Raw genomic sequence first — 19,155 nt, 5'->3', positions numbered from 1 at the left:
CTAGGGGAGGAGACCACTCGATCCTCCCCAGGATTAATTTTTAATACAATACTGGAAATGATTCTACTGAATCAGATTTCTAATACTCGTAAAACATTCTCTGAATTTCTTTGTAGTCGTTAGTCTTTGTCAAAGCCAACATCAAAAGGATTCTTGATTTTTGTGGGTTCTTATAAAGAGCAGCAACAAAGTTAAATTTGTCATCATCAACTTCAGCATCTAAAGTAGCTGAACCAGAAAATACACGAGAGCTACGTACCACTTGAATACCATCTTTTTGAGCAGCAACTAAACCATCCATTACAGTTGGGTAAAGGTTACCGTTACCTACACCTGCGTGGATAAGACCTTTAGCACCATCTTTTACAAATGCGTCAACAACAACAGCGTTGGCGTTTGAGTAACCGTAAATGATATCTACCTGAGGTAATTTGTTTAAATTAGTGATGTCGAACTCAGAAGCAGTTGTGTGCTTAGCAGTTGTAGCACGACGGAAAGTAGGCTGACCATTGTGCATATAACCTAAAGAACCGAAGTTAGGACACTGGAACGTAGAAACGTTTGTTGTGTTCGTTTTAGTTACATCGTCAGCACCTAAAATAAGGTCGTTCATTGATACCATAACACCACGTCCTTTAGATGCAGGGTTAACTGCTAAAGCTACAGCGTTGAAAAGGTTCATTGGTCCGTCAGCACTCATTGCTGATCCTGGACGCATAGATCCTACCAATACAACTGGCTTGTCACTTTTTACAACAAGGTTCAAAAAGTAAGCAGTTTCTTCCATTGTATCAGTACCGTGAGTAATCACAATACCATCACACTCGTCAGATGCCAACAATAAGTTGATTTTCTTAGCAAGTTTCAACCAAACAGCATCGTTCATTTCCTGGCTACCGATCGAAGAAATCTGTACACCTTTAATTGTAGCTAATTCCATAACTTGAGGAACAGCAGCTATCAATTTATCAACTGTTACTACACCTGCAGTATAGTTTGATTTGATGCTTGAATTACCTGATCCTGCAATGGTACCACCAGTTGCGATAATCGTCAGGTTTGGTAATGTTTGTGCATTTAGGGTAGACAGTGCTCCCATGCTAACAATAGCTACCAGAAGTAATACTCGAGTAAATTTTTGTTTCAGGTTCATAATCTTAGTTTTAAATTATTAATTAGTAGTAAGTTTTATTTTTGGCTATTCTAGAATAGTATTGAAACTAATAGGAAGCCCATTGAAACCGCTCCAATGGTAGCGACCATGCCCGGAATCATGAAACTATGATTCAGTAGGTATTTTCCAATTCGTGTTGTACCCGTTTGGTCAAAATTTATTGCTGCGACTACAGTCGGGTAGTTTGGAATAAAAAAGTATCCGTTTACCGATGGGAACATAGCAATAAGTGCAGGAGCAGGTATACCCAACGCAATACCCAAAGGCATTAGTGCACGAACTGTAGCTGCCTGGCTATAAAGTAGGATTGAAAGCACAAATAATGCGAAGGCAAATAACCATGGCATATTGGTTACCATCTCTTTAATACCACCGCCCAAGTACTCCATATTGGCTGCGAAGAAGGTATCACCCATCCAGGCAATTCCGAAGATTGCAATTACTGCCTGCATTCCTGCTGAAAAAACATTCCCTTTGGCAACGTCTTCAACTTTAACTTTTGAGAAAAGCAGGATTAAGGCTGCAATAGCCATCATCACCATCTCAATGGTTGCAGGCATGCCCATTTTGATCATCTCACCACCTACGTTCCATACGGGGCGCAAACTTTCAAATGAACCGAACATGACAATCGCGAATGCCCCAAGAATAAATAAGGCAACTGATATTTTAGCTGTAGTAGGTACTTCTTTATCTACTCTTTCAGAATTAGATTTTAGCTTTCCTTCTTTTAGAAGTTTTTGGTATTCAGGATCGTCTTTTAAATCTTTTCCCATTTTATTGGCAGCAAATGCTCCCAACAAAACGCCAAAGAAAGTAGAAGGAATACTGATCATTAATATATCGATCAATTGAAAGTCGTATGGTGTTAGCATACCCAATAGAGCAACGGTTGCTGCTGATATAGGACTTGCTGTAATAGCTTGTTGAGATGCAATCACTGCAATAGACAATGGTCGCTCTGGACGTACGCCCGTTTCGCGTGCTACCTCTGATATAACAGGTAGTATGGAATAACATACATGACCAGTACCGGCTACTAGTGTAAACAAGTAGGATACAATTGGACCATAGTAGGTAATTCGATTGGGATTCTTTCGAAGTACGCCTTCTGCTAGTTTCACCAAATAGTCCAATCCTCCAGCGGCTTGCATGGCTGCAGCGGCAGTAATTACTGATACAATCATCAGCATCACATCTATAGGAGGTGACGTAGGTTGTAGATTAAATCCAAAAGTTAAAACGGTAAGACCAATACCCCCCATTACTCCAAGACCAATACCCCCTAATCGGGCTCCAACAAAAATTGCTATTAATACGACCGCAAATTCAATCCAAAACATATGCTTATTTCTTTATCTAGTTCGGTGGTAAAGATATATGGCTATTTCATTTCAGATATACCTTGTAATCTGTTGCTGGACACGGAATTGGAGCGGGTAAATTACTCTAAAGAAGAGGATACTTCATCACTGATGGTGAAATATCTCACCCTAGCATAGCTATGTACTTTGTTTTTTGTTTATTTGTTTTCGTTTTTCAAGATAGTCAATGACTTAGTGGACAATAGGATTGGTTGTGGAGGCTGTGTTTTTTTTTGCTATTTTAACACATCAGCTTATATGGTGAGTTATTTTACTCTATGAATTCGAAATTAAGTAACTTGTATCATGCATGTTGAGAAAAAATAGCAGATATTTGCTGATGAAAAATTTTAATATTGAATTAGTATGGACGAGAATTTAGCATTAGAGCAATATTTGAAGCACCCTTGCTTTTCATCCCTTTCTGGTCGGGATGTGAGCATGATTATTAATAATAGTACAACTCTTGACTTTAAGAAGAATGAGAATATTATAAAGCAAGGAAGTTTTGCGACACATATATATTACGTTTTAAGTGGTTTAGCTAAGATTAATATCGAATCTGATGGGCGAAACAATACGATTCGCATGGCGCCTGAGTTCAGATTTTTGGGTTTGTCGCATGCCTTCTATGATAAGACCTATCATATTTCGGCTACTGCAATGGAAACCACCAGGGTATTGCTGATAGATATCGCTGTATTCAAACAACTAATAAAAACCAATGGTAGTTTTGCCATGGGTATCATTGAAACCATGTCGATGACTTCGCACCGCCAAGTAAAGCGAATGGTGATGTACAGCAATAAGAATGTAGAGGGAAGTTTGGCTACTTTTTTACTGCACTATGCTCATATGGAAAATGCCAATACCTTTAAATTGCCCTTTTCGAGAAAAGAGATAGCTGAGACCATTGGTTATTCTCGAGAAAGTGTCATCCACACTTTTTCAAAATTTAATAAGGAGAAGATTATCAAGGTTGAAGATAAATGGGTGGAACTTCTGAACATTGACCTCTTGATACAAATTAAGAAAAAAGGATAAATCATCCTTATATATAAAAGCCAAAAAAAGAGATCTATGATTAGATCTCTTTTTTTTATTAGCTTGTTTTCTGATTAAATCTTCCTGAGTATATATTTATATCGCATTTGGAATAGAACTGAACAAACAATCAGCCCTATAGGAAATCCAAACCAGATACCCACTGCACCAAAACCCCATACAAATGCTGACATATAGCTGAATGGGAGAGAAACGATGAAGTAAGATATAAAGGTTATGATGACAGGAATTTTAGCATCAGCAAATCCTCTTAAGGTTCCTACAAGTACAATCTGAATACCATCTACAAGTTGAAATACGCCACAAACAATCAACATTTGAGCCGCTAGTTGTATAACCGTGGTGTCAGAGGTAAACATGAGAGGTAATATATTACGAGCACCTACAAACAGAATGACAGAAAAAGCACAGTAGACGTACATTAAATTCATAGCCGTTTTTGTAGCCCGAATTATGCCTTCCTTATTATTCGCTCCTTTATAATGACTAACACGTATGGTCGTTCCTGAGCCTAATCCCTGATAAATCATGAATCCCAATGTCGAAAGGGTAATAGCTATTTGGTGTGCAGCCATACCGACTTCGCTAACCCATCCCATCATAATTGCACATAGTCCGAATGCACAGGCTTCCATTACAATTTGTCCACCAAGGGGAATACCTAATTTTACGACCTGCATAAATTTAGACCAACAGAATGAAGCCTGATTGAAGAGTTTGGTAAATAATTTGTACTTCTGGTTTTTATAGAAAAGGATAATAAAGGCGATAGCCATAAATATTCGAGCTATTAATGTTCCGATTCCTGCTCCGGTAAGCCCCATTTCGGGTGCACCAAATTTCCCATACATAAACATATAGTTGCCTAGGGTGTTGACCACATTGGCCCAAAGCATAATTTTCATTGCTGTTTTTGTATCACCAATCCCCTCGGCAAATTGTTTGTAGCCAAAAAAGATCAACATGGGTATCACCGAGGCTATCAGGATAGCCAGATAATCTCGCGAAGGTTGGAGTACCGATTGAGGCTGTCCCATATAGGGCATAAATACATATAGAATGATTAAAAGTAGGGCTAAGGCAAGGCCCATAAAGGCATTTGCCATGAGACCATTTTTAATCCAGGAGCCAACGGAAGCATGATCCTTTTCACCCCAGCTTTTGCCAATTAGTGGCGTTAAAGCAAATGAATAACCCATCCCGAATATTAAAACCAGATTGAATAGTGTATTGGTAAATGATGCTGCAGCTAATGGAGTTGTGCCCAATTGACCAATCATGACATTATCGATTAATCCGACTGTAATTTGTCCTGCCTGTGCGATAATCACAGGAATACTAAGTGAAAGTGTTTTTTTGTATTCACCCGCGTGTTGCTCCCAAAGTCTCATAATGAGTTGAAATTTTACATCCATATCACAATAAAGCACTTCAATGTCATGCAACAGTTGTGCGCACGAAATTGCGGCATTTCATTATTGAAATACAGATGTTATTAATAATAAAAATGGTAGTAAAACGAGACCTTTTCCTCCAGCTTACATCTTTTGTTTTGTACTCTTTTCGAAACTGGCGTTTCGGATTTCAAGGTGTGAAATGTTGCAAAACAAAAACTCGATGTAAGTGAGTCGTTAATTATATGTTTAAGGCCGCGAAGGTAATGTTTTTTGACTTTTATCAAAATAAAAAAAAGAATCTGTTTAAGGTAGACTCTTCATTGCATTATAATAGACTAAATTGTTTGACTCTTTCTAATTCTTCACGCTATCGATACTATCGACTTGTTGTATTGAAGATTTAGTAGGAACGTCTATTCTTTCGATTAAGAATAAAGAATAGGCCATAGTTCTTTTTTAGATGGCGTGCATTGATCCATAATACCTACATTTGCTCAGTGAAGATTAGATTATTGAATGATGGAATTTGAAAATAAGCAGAATGTATAAGTATTTATTTGGACCTGTACCCTCTAGAAGATTGGGAATGTCATTAGGTGTTGACTTAGTTCCTAAAAAAGTGTGTTCGTTAGATTGTGTGTATTGTGAAGTTGGAAGAACAACAAAATTATCACTTAATCGTGAGGAATATATCAACTCAGACTGTATTAAGGATGAATTGAAACATTACTTTGAAAATAACCCTGCTCCAGATTATATTACAGTTACAGCTTCGGGTGAACCCACATTAAACCTGCATCTTGGTGATATTATCCAGTTTATAAAGCAGACAAATCCTGATGTTTCAGTTGCTGTGATTACAAATGGAACCTTGCTTCACGATGAGAAGGTGAGGGCAGCTTTAATGCATGCTGATCTGTTGCTTCCCTCTCTTGATGCAGCAACTGATGAGGTTTTTAAGAAAATTAATAGGCCAGCTGATAATTTGAGTGTTGATACTTGTATTCAAGGATTGATCGCTTTATGTAATGAGTTTAAGGGGAGAATATGGCTAGAGGTCTTTATTTTACCAGGTTATAATGATCATGAAAATGAGCTTAAAGAACTAAAAAAAGTCATCGTGAAAATTAAGCCGGAATCTATTCAACTGAATACTTTGGATAGACCAGGAACAGTACCTAACCTACGAGGTGCAACAAGAGATGAATTGCAGCGTATCGTAGATTTTTGGAAAATTGATAATGTTGAAATCATAGCAAAACCCAAGCAGAGCGATAAAGCTAAATCTTTTCGTAAAGATTCAAAATCGGCTATTATTGAAACTATTTCTCGAAGACCATGTACACTTGAAGATTTGACAGAGATTCTAGGCTTGGATAGCAATAAAATCAATGAATATCTTGATCTTTTAGATTTAGAGGGGGTAATTGATAGAGTTGAAGAAGAAAGAGGTGTCTTTTATCAGCTTAAGAATAAAAATGGAAAATAAGATTTAGCTTAATTCCACTAAGCAACTACAATATACAAAAAGAGCCTACTTAAAAGTAGGCTCTTTTTGTTCATCACAATCTATATTTATTCATACTCTACAAGCACAGATTGCTTATAGTCAGAGCATGATATATGCCAAATTAAAATTTGTGTTATCCTCGATACTTATCGGGATGTGAAATTTGTGGCCAACTTTGATTTGTTGTTATAACAAGCCAAGTTGTTTAACGCGTTCCAAATCTTCAGGCGTATCGATACCTATCGATTCATGTTTTGTGATGTCAGTTTTGATGACATATTCGTTTTCCAACCATCGTAATTGCTCAAGAGATTCTGCAATTTCAAGTGGGCTTTGCGGCAACTTGGTTATCTCGTTTAGCGTATCTCTACGGTAAGCATACATACCAATGTGTTTGTAATAGGTTTGCTTCTTTATCCAATCTTCCTTTTCGCTTCCTCGTAAAAATGGAATAGGCGAACGACTGAAATAAAGTGCGCGAAGATTTTTGCTCACAACGACCTTCACCTTATTCATATCGAAAATCTCATCGGAGTTTTCAATGGGTTTGATTAGGGTTGCAATTTGTGTCGATGCCGTTTTAAAACAATCTTTTAGCGCTAAGATCTGTTCTGGCTGAATAAAAGGCTCATCACCTTGTATATTAATAACCACTTGATAGTTCTCAGAACTTTCAGCTTCGATCTTTTCAATGGCTTCCGCAATTCTATCTGTACCGCTTTGGTGCTCGCTTGAAGTCATGACTACCTCACCACCGAAAGCTTTAACAGCCTCTTCTATTCGACTGTCATCAGTTGCAACAACCACATCATCTAATGCAATCTTCACTTGTTCGTAAACGCGTTGAATCATGGGTTTACCATCAATATCGGCTAGAGGTTTGCCCGGGAAACGGGTTGATGCATAACGGGCTGGAATAATGCCTATGAATTTCATGTGTCTATTATTTGTATTTTATATGCTTCTCCAATTTTTAAATAGGAGAGTGTCTCTTCATTTATTTTTGATTGAGTAAAGATAAGAAGTTCCTTTCCTTTTAAAATTTCCTTAGGGATAAATAAATTTCAGTTTTATTATTAACATTATTTACCAAAGAATGGGAGCATCATTTTTAGAAATCTATCCAAAAAGTAGTAATTTTGTCATGCAATCGGAAATAATTGCAGGTTTTTAGAGCTAATTTTGGATTATATGAGCTCAAACAGCTTGATATTAAAATCAAATTTCTATCAATATTGAAAGAATGGATGTACAAAAAATAAAATTACGCTTTGGAATTATAGGGAATACATATGACCTAAGTCGAGCGATTGATATTGCTGTGCAAGTGGCACCTACTGATCTTTCTGTACTCATTACGGGTGAGAGTGGGACAGGTAAGGAGGTCTTCCCCCAGATTATTCATCAGTTTAGTGCACGCAAACATGCTTCATATATCGCCGTTAACTGCGGTGCAATTCCAGAAGGGACAATAGATTCAGAACTTTTTGGTCATGAGAAGGGCGCTTTTACAGGTGCTTTGTCCGATCGTAAAGGTTATTTCGATGTTGCTAATAATGGGACCATTTTTCTGGATGAAATTGGAGAATTACCTCTTTCTACTCAGGTTCGACTATTACGCGTTTTGGAGACAGGTGAATTTATGAAAGTAGGTTCATCAAAGGTTTTAAAAACGAATGTACGTGTTGTTGCTGCTACAAATATCAATATTCCACAAGCTGTAAAGAGTGGGAAGTTTAGAGAAGATTTATTTTATAGACTAAACACGGTTCCTATTGTAATGCCTGCATTGCGTAAGCGTCGTGAAGATGTTTATCTTCTGTTTCGAAAATTCGCTCAGGATTTTGCCGAAAAATATCGAATGCCAGCTTTAAGATTAAATGAGGGGGCTCAACAGCTTCTACAAGCTTATAGATGGCCAGGAAATATTCGTCAGTTGAAGAATATAACCGAACAAATCTCAATTATTGAGAAAGAGCGTTTGATTACAGCTGAGATTTTAGAAAACTATTTGCCAGTAAATGATGAGCAGATGTTGCCCGCTATTTATAGGAAAGATAAAAGTGAGGAGAAAAGTTTTTCTTCGGAAAGAGAGATCTTATATCAGGTCCTTTTCGATATGAAGAAAGATATGACTGATCTGAAAAAATTGGTTTTTGATTTAATGCAGAAGGATGGAGATTCTAATGAATTGCAGCAAAAAAATGCCATATTGATTCGTAAACTCTATGAAGATCAGGAGTTGGATGTGGTACAGCATCAAGCATTCTCATCTTCGAAAGGGAATGTGTCTCATGTAGACGTGCCTCATATTCAGGATACCGAAGAGTTTGTTGAAGAATCTTTATCGCTTGTGGATAAAGAAAAGGAACTGATTCGTAAGGCTCTAGATAAACATAATGGGAAAAGGAAACATGCGGCTCAGGACTTAGGCATATCGGAACGAACGCTTTATAGAAAAATTAAGGAATACGATATTAATTAGATCGATTGAAAGCTTGCTTTTGAGTATATTTACCGAGGCAGATTTTAAATAGAATATGTAAGAATTAGAATTATGAATTGGATCAAATCATCATTACTCATTATAATTATCGGATTAGCATTTACAGCATGTAAAGTGAGCTATTCATTTACAGGAGGAACTTTATCAATAGGAGTGAAAACTTTTTCTGTGCAGTTTTTTCAGAATAGAGCCCCTTTGGTAAATCCTAACCTGAGTGATAAGTTTACTGAAGATTTAAAAGAAAAATTCCGTAGCCGTACTTCTCTCAATGAGATTGTTGATGGTGAAGGCCATTTGAATTTCTCAGGTGAAATAACCGGTTACCAAACGCGAGCGATGGACATCACAAGTAATGATATTGCTTCGACTAACCGTTTGACAATTACGATTCGTGTGAAATTCACCAATGAGATTGATCCAGATAATGATTTCGATAAGAGCTTTTCTGCATTCGAAGACTTTGATAGTAATAGTCAGTTGAGTGATGTTGAAAATGACCTTGTGGAGAAAATTCTAGATGATATTTACAACCAATCGGTAGTTAACTGGTAATTCTTGAGGTTTATTAATGCATTTTTCCTTAAGTTTAACATTGAGCCTGAAGATTCGATAAACAGGAAATTTGAATATCGTATTATTCCCAATTGGGAACCTGTAATAAATGATTGAAGAATGAACAAGGAATTGTTGCAAACTTGGTTAAAAGATCCACAGAAAATGGATGGGAATAGTCATAAAGAGTTGAAAGCTCTTATTGATGAATATCCATTTTACCAAGCACCCTATTTGTTGTTACTAAAGACATTAAATCAACAAAAGAGCATTCGTTTTAGTCAAGAATTAAAGAATTCAGCTCTACTTATTCCAGATCGTCGTCGTTTGTATTTGTACCTAAACGATAAGTTAGAATTTCCTGTTTATAAAGCAGAGCAAACTCTAGCTTCATCAACAAAAAACAAAGAGGATGAGGTTTCAGTTGTCGAGATAGAAAAGGAGGAAGAGGTTTTTACTTTAGATGATAAAGGGACTGATGCCTTGATTTTTTCTTCTCTGGGAACTGATCTCCCAGTATCGATTCAACAAGATGAACTACTAGGTGAAACAAATGGTGAAATTATCGATTTTGTTGATTTGGAAGCAGGTGTTTCCAATGAAAATCAAGTTGAAACCCTAATAGATAATCAGAACAAAGTAACAGTTGAATCTAATCTGAAGAAATCTGTAAATTCAGATTTACTAAATTTGGAATCTGAAATCTATGATATGGATTTTGGAGGTAATTTTTATGTTTTAAATTCAGATGATAAGCCAGCTGCTGATCAACCCGAGTCAAATGGAAATCATTCTTTTTCGGATTGGATGTCGAGATTGGCCTCTTCGGATGTAAAATCAGTACAAATAGTAGACAAAAAGGAAGAAAAAAAGTCAACAGAAAAGCAGAAATCTAACAAGAATTTCGACTTGATTTCCAACTTTATAGAAAACAAGCCTCGAATACCAAAACTCAATGAAAAGGCTGAAAACCAGATTGATATTTCAAAGGCAAGTTTGAAAGATGATGTCGGTTGTATGAGTGAGACTTTAGCAGCGATTTATATTAAACAGAAACTTTTTGACAAGGCTGAAGCTGTTTATGAGAAATTAATGTTGAAAAATCCCGAAAAAAATATTTACTTTGCGAGTCAATTAGAAAGAATAGAAAAATTAAAAAATAGATAAGTATGTTTACCATTATTTCAGTATTGATCCTTATTGTTTGTGTGCTAATGGTTTTAATCGTTTTAGTACAGAACTCAAAAGGAGGCGGATTAGCTTCTAACTTCTCATCTTCTAACCAGATTATGGGCGTTAAGAAAACTACAGATTTTCTTGAAAAAGCAACATGGGGATTAGCTTTAATTCTTTTTGCACTTTGTATGGGTGCAGCTGCTACCGTTGATCGTGGCAATAATGGTGCTCCTAAATCGGTTATCGAACAGCAATTACAGGAAACTGAAACAGCTCCTGAAGTGCCAGTTTTCCCAACTGAAGCTCCTGCTAAAGAGGAAGAAACAAAAAAGGCAGAGTAATTTTAAATTACATCTTCTAAGATATTTAAGTGTCAGTATGTCATCATACTGACACTTTTTTTATACCCTGATGTTTTTAGGACAATTCAAGATTTCAAGGAGGTGTTTTGTTATATACTATCATAGTGCCTTGATTTAATGAAAGATATAATATAGTAAAACGTTTATGATCTTGCTATATTGATTGTTTAGATGTAAATTCAGATTTGAATAAATCTTCGAACTGCAATAATGTCAAGATTTTTTATTTGGCATAGATTATGACAAAAGCAGGATGTTGTTTATTTAAACAGCTTGATCTTTGAAGATCTAAATTAAAGTAACAAAAAAATAAACCTAAATATTTAAAATCATGGCAGACTTAAAAGGAAAAATTCTTGCGGGCAAAATTTTAATTGATCCAATAGCAATAGAAGAGAAGACAGCTAGTGGTATTATTATTCCTGATTCAGCAAAAGAAAAACCATTGCAAGGTAAAGTTGTATTGGTCGGTTCTGATAAAAAGGATGAGCCAATGGAACTTAAGGTTGGTGATACGGTTGTTTACGGTAAATATGCAGGTGTAGAATTGAGTATCGACAATGAAGATTATCTATTGATGTCGCAAGCCGATATCCTATATATTGCTTAATTGCAATCGTAAATTCAATTAGTTTTAATCATTAATTATTAGAGATGTCTAAAGAAATTAAATTTAATATAGAAGCACGCGATCTACTAAAAGTAGGTGTTGATGCTTTAGCAAATGCAGTAAAAGTAACATTAGGACCTAAAGGTAGAAATGTGGTAATCGATCGTAAGTTTGGTGCTCCACAAATTACTAAAGATGGTGTGACTGTTGCTAAGGAAATTGAATTATCAGATCCAGGTGCAAACATGGGTGCTCAAATGGTAAAAGAGGTTGCTTCTAAAACAGCTGATGATGCTGGTGATGGAACAACAACTGCAACTGTTTTGGCTCAATCTATCGTTAACGTAGGTTTGAAAAATGTAACTGCAGGTGCTAATCCAATGGATTTGAAAAAAGGTATCGACAAGGCTGTTGAAGCTGTTGTTGCGAATATCAAATCTCAATCTATCGAAGTTGGTGATAACTTTGACAAGATTAAGCAAGTTGCTAAGATTTCTGCAAACAATGATGAGACAATCGGTTCTCTTATTGCAGAAGCAATGGAAAAAGTAAAAAAAGAAGGTGTTATTACTGTTGAGGAAGCTAAAGGTACCGAAACTTACGTAAAAGTAGTTGAAGGTATGCAGTTCGACCGTGGTTACATTTCTCCATATTTCATTACCAATGGAGATAAGATGGAAGCTGAGCTTGAGAATCCTTTTATCTTATTATACGACAAGAAGATTTCAACAATGAAAGAGTTGATGCCACTTCTTGAGCCTGCTGCACAAGCTGGTCGTCCATTGATGATTATTGCTGAAGATATTGAAGGTGAAGCTTTGGCTACTTTGGTTGTGAATCGTTTGAGAGGTTCATTAAAAGTTGCTGCTGTTAAGGCTCCAGGTTTTGGTGACAGAAGAAAAGAAATGCTTGAAGATCTTGCTATCCTGACTGGTGGTGTGGTTATTTCTGAAGAAAAAGGATTGAAGCTTGAGCAAGCTACAATCGAAATGTTAGGTCAGTGTGAAAAAATCACTATTGATAAAGAGAACACAACGATAGTGAATGGCGCTGGAGCGAAAGAAAATATCGACTCTCGTGTTGCTCAGATTAGAACCTTAATTGATAATTCTACTTCTGATTACGATAAAGAAAAGCTACAAGAGCGTTTAGCTAAATTAGCTGGTGGTGTTGCTGTATTGTATGTAGGTGCTGCTTCTGAAATCGAAATGAAAGAGAAGAAAGACCGTGTTGATGATGCTTTGAGTGCAACTCGTGCAGCTGTTGAAGAAGGTATTGTTGCTGGTGGTGGTGTTGCTTATATTCGTGCCATTGAAGCTTTAGAAGGCCTTAAAGGAGACAACGAAGACGAGACTGTAGGTATCGAGATTGTGAAACGTGCAATTGAAGAGCCATTGCGTCAGATTGTTGCTAATGCAGGTGGTGAAGGTGCAGTTGTTGTTGATAAAGTTAAGGCTGGTGAAGCTGACTTTGGATACAATGCTCGTATTGGTGAGTACCAACATATGATCGAAGCTGGTGTTATTGATCCTGCTAAAGTTTCACGTGTTGCTCTTGAGAATGCTGCTTCTATCGCAGGTATGTTCTTAACAACTGAGTGTGTATTAATTGAAGAAAAGGAAGCAGAATCTGCTCCTGCTATGCCTCCAATGGGTGGTGGCATGCCAGGTATGATGTAAATCTGATTTCATATAAATATATAAAGGGCTGTCGATTTCAATATCGACAGCCCTTTTTGTGTCTACTTATTTCTTGGATAAATAATATTTCATTAAAGATAAACTATAAAAATAGTTGCACGACTAGTTTATTAGTCGTATGTTTGAGTCATGAAAGAATTGACGAAAGCAGAAGAACAAATTATGCAATACCTATGGAAGTTAGAAAAAGCTTTCCTTAAGGATATTGTATCAGAATTTACAGAACCACGACCCGCTAATACAACTGTTGCAACCGTGATTCGAATTCTGGTTAAAAAGGGATTTATTGGATTTGAAACCTTTGGTAAAACCCATCAGTATTTTCCTTTAGTGCCTAAAAAAGTTTATGCCCGTGAGTTTATGTCAGGAATGATAAAAAGTTTCTTTAATAACTCAGCAAAAGGTTTTGCTTCCTTTTTCACCAAAGAACAAGATCTGTCTTTAAGTGAATTGGAAGAAATGAAAGCTTTAATCGAAGAACAAATCAAAAACAAAAAAAGTTAATTCTGATGACTGACTTTATTCTATATTCAATTAAATCAGGCCTGTGTCTTGCCATATTCTATGGCTTTTATCAGCTTGTATTGGTAAAGGAAACACATGTTAAGAGGAATCGCATTTATTTACTCGCTGCCATTTTGTTTTCTTTAGTTCTACCCTCAATTAATTTTACGATTGAACATGAGGAATTGGCTAAAGCAAATCAGATTGTTTGGGAGTTTGAGAACTCTATCGAAGATCAACTATTTGTTGTAGATCCTGATTCTTCGCAGGAGACTATTTTTGATTCTGCTTTTTGGTTGACACTTTTATATAGTCTTGGTGTTTTAACGATTTTAGGTCGTTTAATTTTAAATTTAATTTCAATTTTTAAAATCATTCGAGCCAATGAAATAAAAAAAGAAGGTGATTTGAACTTGATTTATTTGGAACAAGCTCATTCGCCATATTCTTTCTTTAATTATGTCTTTTTGAATCCGTCAATTCTTTCAAAGACAGAAAATAAGCAGATTCTTTTGCACGAGTCAATTCATTCAAAACAGTTGCATAGTATCGATTTGCTTATAATAGAATTACTCAAGGCCTTTTTCTGGTTTAATCCTATTATCTATCTATTAAAAAATGCCTTGGTCGAGGTGCATGAATACTGTGCTGATCAAGCCTGTGTCATCGATGATACAAATAAGATTGGTTATCAACAGTGTTTGGTGCAGCATATTGAAAGTAAAATGAACTTTAATTTGACAAGTGCATTTAAATCTTCATTAACACTAAAACGTATAAAAATGATTAAAAAATCAAATACATCAGTATGGGCTCATTTGAAGCTGGTACTTATACTTCCTGTTCTCATTATCTCAATGTTGAGTTTTGATTATGCCGAAGTCAAAACAAATAAATCTGAGAATAAAATATCAGATTCAAAAGTAAGTTTTACTCTACCTATAAAGCCAGCAGTCAAGGTGAGAGTCTCTGCGACATATGGATTACGCACTCATCCAATTTTAAATTCGAAAAAATTTCATAATGGTATTGACATCGCAGCATCTATAGGAACACCAGTTTATGCAACTGCAGACGGTGTTGTTGATATAACAGATGCAAATGGGCAAAGTGGTCATGGCAAATATATTGTCATTGTACATGCTGGTGATTACGCAAGTCGCTATACGCATTTGTCGAAATTAACGGTAAATACTAAGGCTGAAGTCAAAAAAGGTGATTTAATAGCTTATGTTGGCAATACAGGTATATCTACTGGACCACATTTGCATTTTGAAATTAAGAAGGATGGACAAAATGTTAATCCCGCTGACTTGATTGATTTTACCACGCTTAAAAGGAAATAAATATCGATTAATAAGAGTAAAACACTTAAAATAATTGAAAGCAGTTGCTAAATGAAAAGTTTTAGTAACTGCTTTTGTATTTTAGTGTTTGATATAGAGGATAATGAGTTTGTATCATGCTTCACTATTTAGATAATCCATTTAATTTACTTATTTTTGCAGTTCCTTAAAACCAATCCGATTTGATAATGATTTCTGAATCAGAATATGATGATATACGTCCTTATTGCGACTCCGAAGTGTCGGAAGTAATAGAACGACTAATTAAGAATGACGATTTTTTAAAATTTGCTTTACAATTATTCCCCGATTTATCTCGAGAAAAAATTGAAGGTAGCTTGTCACAAGTAAAAACTGTTGATGATTTTCAATCGATGTTCATTGTCCCTTTGGCGAATAATATCATAAAAAATACGACAAAAGGAATCAGTATCGAAGGATTAGATAAATTGGATAATAACGAGAGTTACCTTTTTATATCTGATCACCGAGATATTATTCTAGACTCTGCTCTTTTGAATATTCTATTATATCGAAATGATTTTTCTACAACTGAAATTGCGATCGGATCTAATTTATTGATCAAACCGTGGATTAGCGACTTGGTAAAGCTTAATAAGAGTTTTGTTGTCAAGCGAAATTCGTCGGTGCGTGATATGTTGGTGAATTCAAATCATCTATCATCCTATATTGAGCATGCTATAACGACGAAGAAATCTTCGGTTTGGATAGCACAGCGTGAAGGAAGAACAAAAGATGGTGATGATAGAACACAGCAGAGTTTGTTAAAGATGTTGCAGATGGGTGGTAATAAAACCTTCTCAGAGCATTTTAAATCTTTAAAAATTGTTCCTGTTGCTATTTCATATGAGTATGAGCCATGCGATGCTTTAAAGTCACGTGAGCTTTTCTTGAAAGAAACTGATGACGGTTATAAGAAGACACCTAAGGATGATTTATTAAGCATGCTTAAGGGGCTTATTAATGAAAAAGGCCGCGTTCATTTTAGAGTTGGGAAGCCAATTTCTGAGATGCTTGATGTGATAGAAGAGATGGATGATAGTCGTGATAAGTTTAAAGCTTTGGCTGATTTGATTGACTATAAAATTCATAAAAACTTCAAACTTTGGCCTGATAACTATATTGCTTTTGATATTTTGAATAAGACAGATGAATATCAAGAAAAATATACGGATGAGGAAAAGGAATTGTTCTTGAAACATATGGACAAGAAGTTGGGAGCTGTTGAAGGAAACGACGATAGATTAAAAGAAATATTCTTCGAAATATATGCTAATCCAGTAAAAAATCAGATAGAGTTAACAAAGCCTGATTTTATATTAGATAACGTATAAGATTTAATAGATATCAATTACTAAGACCAATATTAATAAGGATGAAACTGATTAAATTTCTTTTGATAATGTCTACCTTCCTAATTATGGTAGCAAGTGTTTTAAACCTTCTACACTCGACAGGAGAAACTGGAGACAAAACAGGTATTTATATTGAAGTGGTGGTGATGTTTGTTTTAACACTAACCATGGTTCTTGTAAATAATTTGGAAAAGAAAATAAAGGATTTGGAGCAAGATAAATAAAGCTCTAATTTTGTTTTATCAAGTAATAGAATTGAAATGATAAAGTTTAAACGACATATAAAGGTTGACGGTGAGGTTTTTGAAACCTGGATGGGACTAGAAATTAAGAAAAAGGGTGGAAGAGGTAATGTTGGTATTTATTACTATACAGATAATCCCGATCTGGAAACTAGCGAGCATCATTTGATTAAAGCTAATTTCGAAAGTAAGGAAGAAGCGGTAAAGCACGGTTGTTTGTTTATGCGAGGCTTGTATAAAGACATGATTAAGCGTGAAAAAGGTCTTGTTGATAAAAAAGAAGATGACACTGATATAGACTGGTAGTCTAATCACTAAGATATCTCAAAACCATCGGATTTTATTCGATGGTTTTTTTATGCAACAGATTGAGCTATTCGTTAAAAAAAGAAAGGCCATCTCCTAAGAGACAGCCTTTGTAATGTATTTTAAGAGCTTGAGATTTATTTCTTCTCAATAGCTTTTAATGCTAAGTTTAATTCATCTAACTGCGCACCTGAAACTGTTGACGGTGAATCAATCATCACATCGCGACCCGAATTGTTCTTAGGGAAAGCAATGACATCACGAATAGATTCGATACCTGCAAATAGTGAAGCCAGACGGTCAAAACCGAAAGCAATTCCACCATGTGGAGGCGCACCATATTTGAATGCATTCATAAGGAAGCCAAACTGCTCTTGAGCTTCTTCATCGGTGAAACCTAAATGCTTGAACATTTGAGCTTGAAGATCTGTATCGTGAATACGGATAGAACCTCCGCCAATCTCAACACCATTGATAACCAAATCGTATGCATTAGCACGAACAGCTCCTGGATCAGTATCCAAAAGGTGAAGATCTTCTTTCTTAGGTGATGTAAATGGATGGTGCATCGCGTGAAAACGATTATTGTCTTCATCCCACTCCAATAGAGGAAAATCTACAACCCAAAGTGGAGAGAATTTCTCATTATCTCTTAATCCAAGTTGAGAACCCATTTCAAGACGCAACTCAGAAAGCTGAGGAAGCGCTTTGTTGCGATCACCAACAAGAACTAAGATTAGGTCTCCTGGTTTTGCATTACAAGCTTCAGCCCATTTTTGTAAGTGCTCAGCAGAGTAAAATTTATCTACAGATGATTTGAAAGAACCATCTTCGTTATATTTCACGTAAACTAAACCTTTAGCGCCAATTTGTGGCTTTTTTACAAAGTCAGTTAGCTTATCTAATTGCTTACGTGTATAAGTTGCACAACCTGTAGCACAGATTGCACCAATATATTCAGCTTCATCAAATACTTTGAAATCATTTCCTTTAGCAACAACGCTTAAGTCAACAATCTTCATATCGAAACGTATGTCAGGCTTGTCGTTACCATAAAAAGTCATGGCATCAGCATAATCCAACTGAGGGAAATCGAAGTTTAATTCAACATTCTTCAATTTCTTGAATAAGTGCTTCGTTAGACTCTCGAATGTATTTAAGATATCGTTTTGCTCTACAAATGCCATCTCGCAATCAATCTGAGTAAACTCAGGCTGACGGTCAGCACGAAGATCTTCATCACGGAAACATTTTACAATTTGGTAATAACGGTCGAAACCAGAAATCATCAACAGTTGTTTGAATACCTGAGGCGATTGTGGTAAAGCATAAAACTCACCTGGATTCATACGCGATGGTACAATAAAGTCACGAGCTCCTTCAGGAGTAGACTTAATCAATGCTGGCGTTTCAGTTTCGATAAAATCTAACTGATCAAGGAAATTACGAATCTCGATACCCATCTTGTGACGTAATACCAAATTCTCGCGAACACATTTACGACGTAAATCAAGGTAACGGTATTTCATTCTTAGTTCGTCTCCACCATCGGTATTGTCTTCAATAGTAAAAGGAGGCGTAATTGATTTACTCAACACTTCAATTTTATCAGCAATCACCTCAATATCACCAGTTGGCATTTTTGAGTTTTTACTTTGACGTTCATGAATGGTTCCAGTAATTGCAACAACAAATTCACGACCTAATTTTCTAGCCTGAGCACAAAGCTCTGGATTGGTTTCCATATCGAAAACAAATTGAGTAATACCATATCGATCTCGAAGATCAATAAAGGTCATTCCACCTAGGTCACGTTTTTTTTGTACCCAACCACTAAGGGTTACAGTTTCCTTTATATTCTGAATTCTTAATTCACCACAAGTATGAGTTCTATACATCTTATTCCTATTTTATTAACTTTGCGAAAATACTAAGTTTTTGTGAATTAGAATAGATTTTTTTTGA

Annotated in this window: 18 protein-coding genes; 13 read left to right on the top strand and 5 right to left on the bottom strand. The window is 35.9% G+C overall.

The features are described from left to right. Nucleotides 1–79 precede the first annotated feature (79 nt). Both ACXR6G_RS16470 and ACXR6G_RS16465 read right to left on the bottom strand, forming a co-directional pair. Entirely contained in the window at nt 80–1,153 is a 1,074-nt protein-coding gene (locus ACXR6G_RS16470; protein ID WP_458362543.1) for a type II asparaginase, read from the bottom strand. Between the two features lie 50 nt (nt 1,154–1,203). Further along, on the bottom strand, nt 1,204–2,517 hold the full coding sequence (locus ACXR6G_RS16465; RefSeq protein ID WP_458362542.1) for an anaerobic C4-dicarboxylate transporter family protein: 1,314 nt from the start codon (nt 2,515–2,517) through the stop codon (nt 1,204–1,206). Between the two features lie 387 nt (nt 2,518–2,904). Here ACXR6G_RS16465 and ACXR6G_RS16460 point away from each other — a divergent pair, with 387 nt between their 5' ends. After that, nucleotides 2,905–3,582, top strand: a complete 678-nt coding sequence (locus tag ACXR6G_RS16460) for a Crp/Fnr family transcriptional regulator (protein WP_458362541.1) — start codon at nt 2,905–2,907, stop codon at nt 3,580–3,582. 74 nt (nt 3,583–3,656) lie between these two features. Here ACXR6G_RS16460 and ACXR6G_RS16455 read toward each other — a convergent pair whose 3' ends face one another. Beyond that, a complete protein-coding gene (locus ACXR6G_RS16455; protein WP_458362540.1) occupies nt 3,657–4,994 on the bottom strand; it encodes an MATE family efflux transporter in 1,338 nt (445 codons plus the stop codon). Between the two features lie 547 nt (nt 4,995–5,541). Between ACXR6G_RS16455 and ACXR6G_RS16450 the strand changes: the two genes are divergently transcribed. Continuing rightward, the gene (locus ACXR6G_RS16450) at nt 5,542–6,489 is read left to right on the top strand and encodes a radical SAM protein (protein ID WP_458362539.1); all 948 of its coding nucleotides are present in this window, start codon (nt 5,542–5,544) and stop codon (nt 6,487–6,489) included. A 207-nt stretch (nt 6,490–6,696) separates the two neighbouring features. Here ACXR6G_RS16450 and kdsB read toward each other — a convergent pair whose 3' ends face one another. Continuing rightward, nucleotides 6,697–7,446, bottom strand: a complete 750-nt coding sequence (gene kdsB, locus ACXR6G_RS16445) for a 3-deoxy-manno-octulosonate cytidylyltransferase (protein WP_458362538.1) — start codon at nt 7,444–7,446, stop codon at nt 6,697–6,699. Between the two features lie 307 nt (nt 7,447–7,753). Here kdsB and ACXR6G_RS16440 point away from each other — a divergent pair, with 307 nt between their 5' ends. The 11 genes from ACXR6G_RS16440 to ACXR6G_RS16390 all read left to right on the top strand — a co-directional run bounded on the left by ACXR6G_RS16440 (nt 7,754) and on the right by ACXR6G_RS16390 (nt 17,190). Further along, the gene (locus tag ACXR6G_RS16440) at nt 7,754–8,995 is read left to right on the top strand and encodes a sigma-54 interaction domain-containing protein (RefSeq protein ID WP_458362537.1); all 1,242 of its coding nucleotides are present in this window, start codon (nt 7,754–7,756) and stop codon (nt 8,993–8,995) included. Nucleotides 8,996–9,067: 72 nt separating this feature from the next. Further along, nucleotides 9,068–9,568: an LptE family protein gene (locus ACXR6G_RS16435; RefSeq protein ID WP_458362536.1), complete on the top strand. Its 501-nt coding sequence runs from the start codon at nt 9,068–9,070 to the stop codon at nt 9,566–9,568. A 120-nt stretch (nt 9,569–9,688) separates the two neighbouring features. After that, on the top strand, nt 9,689–10,735 hold the full coding sequence (locus ACXR6G_RS16430; RefSeq protein WP_458362535.1) for a hypothetical protein: 1,047 nt from the start codon (nt 9,689–9,691) through the stop codon (nt 10,733–10,735). A gap of 2 nt (nt 10,736–10,737) precedes the next feature. Continuing rightward, a complete protein-coding gene (gene secG / locus ACXR6G_RS16425) occupies nt 10,738–11,085 on the top strand; it encodes a preprotein translocase subunit SecG (RefSeq protein WP_458362534.1) in 348 nt (115 codons plus the stop codon). Nucleotides 11,086–11,437: 352 nt separating this feature from the next. Then, complete coding sequence (locus ACXR6G_RS16420; protein ID WP_458362533.1) at nt 11,438–11,716, top strand: co-chaperone GroES; 279 nt, start codon at nt 11,438–11,440, stop codon at nt 11,714–11,716. A 44-nt stretch (nt 11,717–11,760) separates the two neighbouring features. Then, nucleotides 11,761–13,395, top strand: a complete 1,635-nt coding sequence (gene groL, locus ACXR6G_RS16415; RefSeq protein WP_458362532.1) for a chaperonin GroEL — start codon at nt 11,761–11,763, stop codon at nt 13,393–13,395. A 150-nt stretch (nt 13,396–13,545) separates the two neighbouring features. Continuing rightward, nucleotides 13,546–13,920: a BlaI/MecI/CopY family transcriptional regulator gene (locus tag ACXR6G_RS16410; RefSeq protein WP_458362531.1), complete on the top strand. Its 375-nt coding sequence runs from the start codon at nt 13,546–13,548 to the stop codon at nt 13,918–13,920. Nucleotides 13,921–13,925: 5 nt separating this feature from the next. Continuing rightward, entirely contained in the window at nt 13,926–15,266 is a 1,341-nt protein-coding gene (locus ACXR6G_RS16405; RefSeq protein ID WP_458362530.1) for a peptidoglycan DD-metalloendopeptidase family protein, read from the top strand. A 188-nt stretch (nt 15,267–15,454) separates the two neighbouring features. Next, the gene (locus ACXR6G_RS16400; RefSeq protein WP_458362529.1) at nt 15,455–16,621 is read left to right on the top strand and encodes a 1-acyl-sn-glycerol-3-phosphate acyltransferase; all 1,167 of its coding nucleotides are present in this window, start codon (nt 15,455–15,457) and stop codon (nt 16,619–16,621) included. A 68-nt stretch (nt 16,622–16,689) separates the two neighbouring features. Then, nucleotides 16,690–16,866, top strand: coding sequence for a hypothetical protein (locus ACXR6G_RS16395; protein ID WP_458362528.1), 177 nt, complete (start codon nt 16,690–16,692; stop codon nt 16,864–16,866). Nucleotides 16,867–16,902: 36 nt separating this feature from the next. Continuing rightward, nucleotides 16,903–17,190 (top strand): hypothetical protein, encoded by a 288-nt coding sequence (locus tag ACXR6G_RS16390; RefSeq protein WP_458362527.1) that lies wholly within the window; start codon nt 16,903–16,905, stop codon nt 17,188–17,190. A gap of 137 nt (nt 17,191–17,327) precedes the next feature. Here the strand turns inward: ACXR6G_RS16390 and aspS are convergent, their stop codons facing one another. After that, nucleotides 17,328–19,088 (bottom strand): aspartate--tRNA ligase, encoded by a 1,761-nt coding sequence (gene aspS / locus ACXR6G_RS16385; RefSeq protein WP_458362526.1) that lies wholly within the window; start codon nt 19,086–19,088, stop codon nt 17,328–17,330. Nucleotides 19,089–19,155 lie beyond the last annotated feature (67 nt).

The organism is Ancylomarina sp. YFZ004 (assembly GCF_054254355.1).
The sequence above is the reverse complement of the archived record's forward strand: the minus strand, read 5'-3'. Positions and strand labels throughout refer to the sequence as shown.

What these genes read in the sequence shown, in the direction of transcription:
- ACXR6G_RS16465 (WP_458362542.1), bottom strand. Translation starts at nt 2,517, where the DNA reads ATGTTTTGGATTGAATTTGCGGTCGTATTAATAGCAATTTTTGTTGGA.
- ACXR6G_RS16405 (WP_458362530.1), top strand. Translation starts at nt 13,926, where the DNA reads ATGACTGACTTTATTCTATATTCAATTAAATCAGGCCTGTGTCTTGCC.
- ACXR6G_RS16470 (WP_458362543.1), bottom strand. Translation starts at nt 1,153, where the DNA reads ATGAACCTGAAACAAAAATTTACTCGAGTATTACTTCTGGTAGCTATT.
- secG (WP_458362534.1), top strand. Translation starts at nt 10,738, where the DNA reads ATGTTTACCATTATTTCAGTATTGATCCTTATTGTTTGTGTGCTAATG.
- groL (WP_458362532.1), top strand. Translation starts at nt 11,761, where the DNA reads ATGTCTAAAGAAATTAAATTTAATATAGAAGCACGCGATCTACTAAAA.
- aspS (WP_458362526.1), bottom strand. Translation starts at nt 19,088, where the DNA reads ATGTATAGAACTCATACTTGTGGTGAATTAAGAATTCAGAATATAAAG.
- ACXR6G_RS16430 (WP_458362535.1), top strand. Translation starts at nt 9,689, where the DNA reads ATGAACAAGGAATTGTTGCAAACTTGGTTAAAAGATCCACAGAAAATG.
- ACXR6G_RS16420 (WP_458362533.1), top strand. Translation starts at nt 11,438, where the DNA reads ATGGCAGACTTAAAAGGAAAAATTCTTGCGGGCAAAATTTTAATTGAT.
- ACXR6G_RS16435 (WP_458362536.1), top strand. Translation starts at nt 9,068, where the DNA reads ATGAATTGGATCAAATCATCATTACTCATTATAATTATCGGATTAGCA.
- ACXR6G_RS16390 (WP_458362527.1), top strand. Translation starts at nt 16,903, where the DNA reads ATGATAAAGTTTAAACGACATATAAAGGTTGACGGTGAGGTTTTTGAA.
- ACXR6G_RS16440 (WP_458362537.1), top strand. Translation starts at nt 7,754, where the DNA reads ATGGATGTACAAAAAATAAAATTACGCTTTGGAATTATAGGGAATACA.
- ACXR6G_RS16455 (WP_458362540.1), bottom strand. Translation starts at nt 4,994, where the DNA reads ATGAGACTTTGGGAGCAACACGCGGGTGAATACAAAAAAACACTTTCA.
- kdsB (WP_458362538.1), bottom strand. Translation starts at nt 7,446, where the DNA reads ATGAAATTCATAGGCATTATTCCAGCCCGTTATGCATCAACCCGTTTC.
- ACXR6G_RS16400 (WP_458362529.1), top strand. Translation starts at nt 15,455, where the DNA reads ATGATTTCTGAATCAGAATATGATGATATACGTCCTTATTGCGACTCC.
- ACXR6G_RS16450 (WP_458362539.1), top strand. Translation starts at nt 5,542, where the DNA reads ATGTATAAGTATTTATTTGGACCTGTACCCTCTAGAAGATTGGGAATG.
- ACXR6G_RS16395 (WP_458362528.1), top strand. Translation starts at nt 16,690, where the DNA reads ATGTCTACCTTCCTAATTATGGTAGCAAGTGTTTTAAACCTTCTACAC.
- ACXR6G_RS16460 (WP_458362541.1), top strand. Translation starts at nt 2,905, where the DNA reads ATGGACGAGAATTTAGCATTAGAGCAATATTTGAAGCACCCTTGCTTT.
- ACXR6G_RS16410 (WP_458362531.1), top strand. Translation starts at nt 13,546, where the DNA reads ATGAAAGAATTGACGAAAGCAGAAGAACAAATTATGCAATACCTATGG.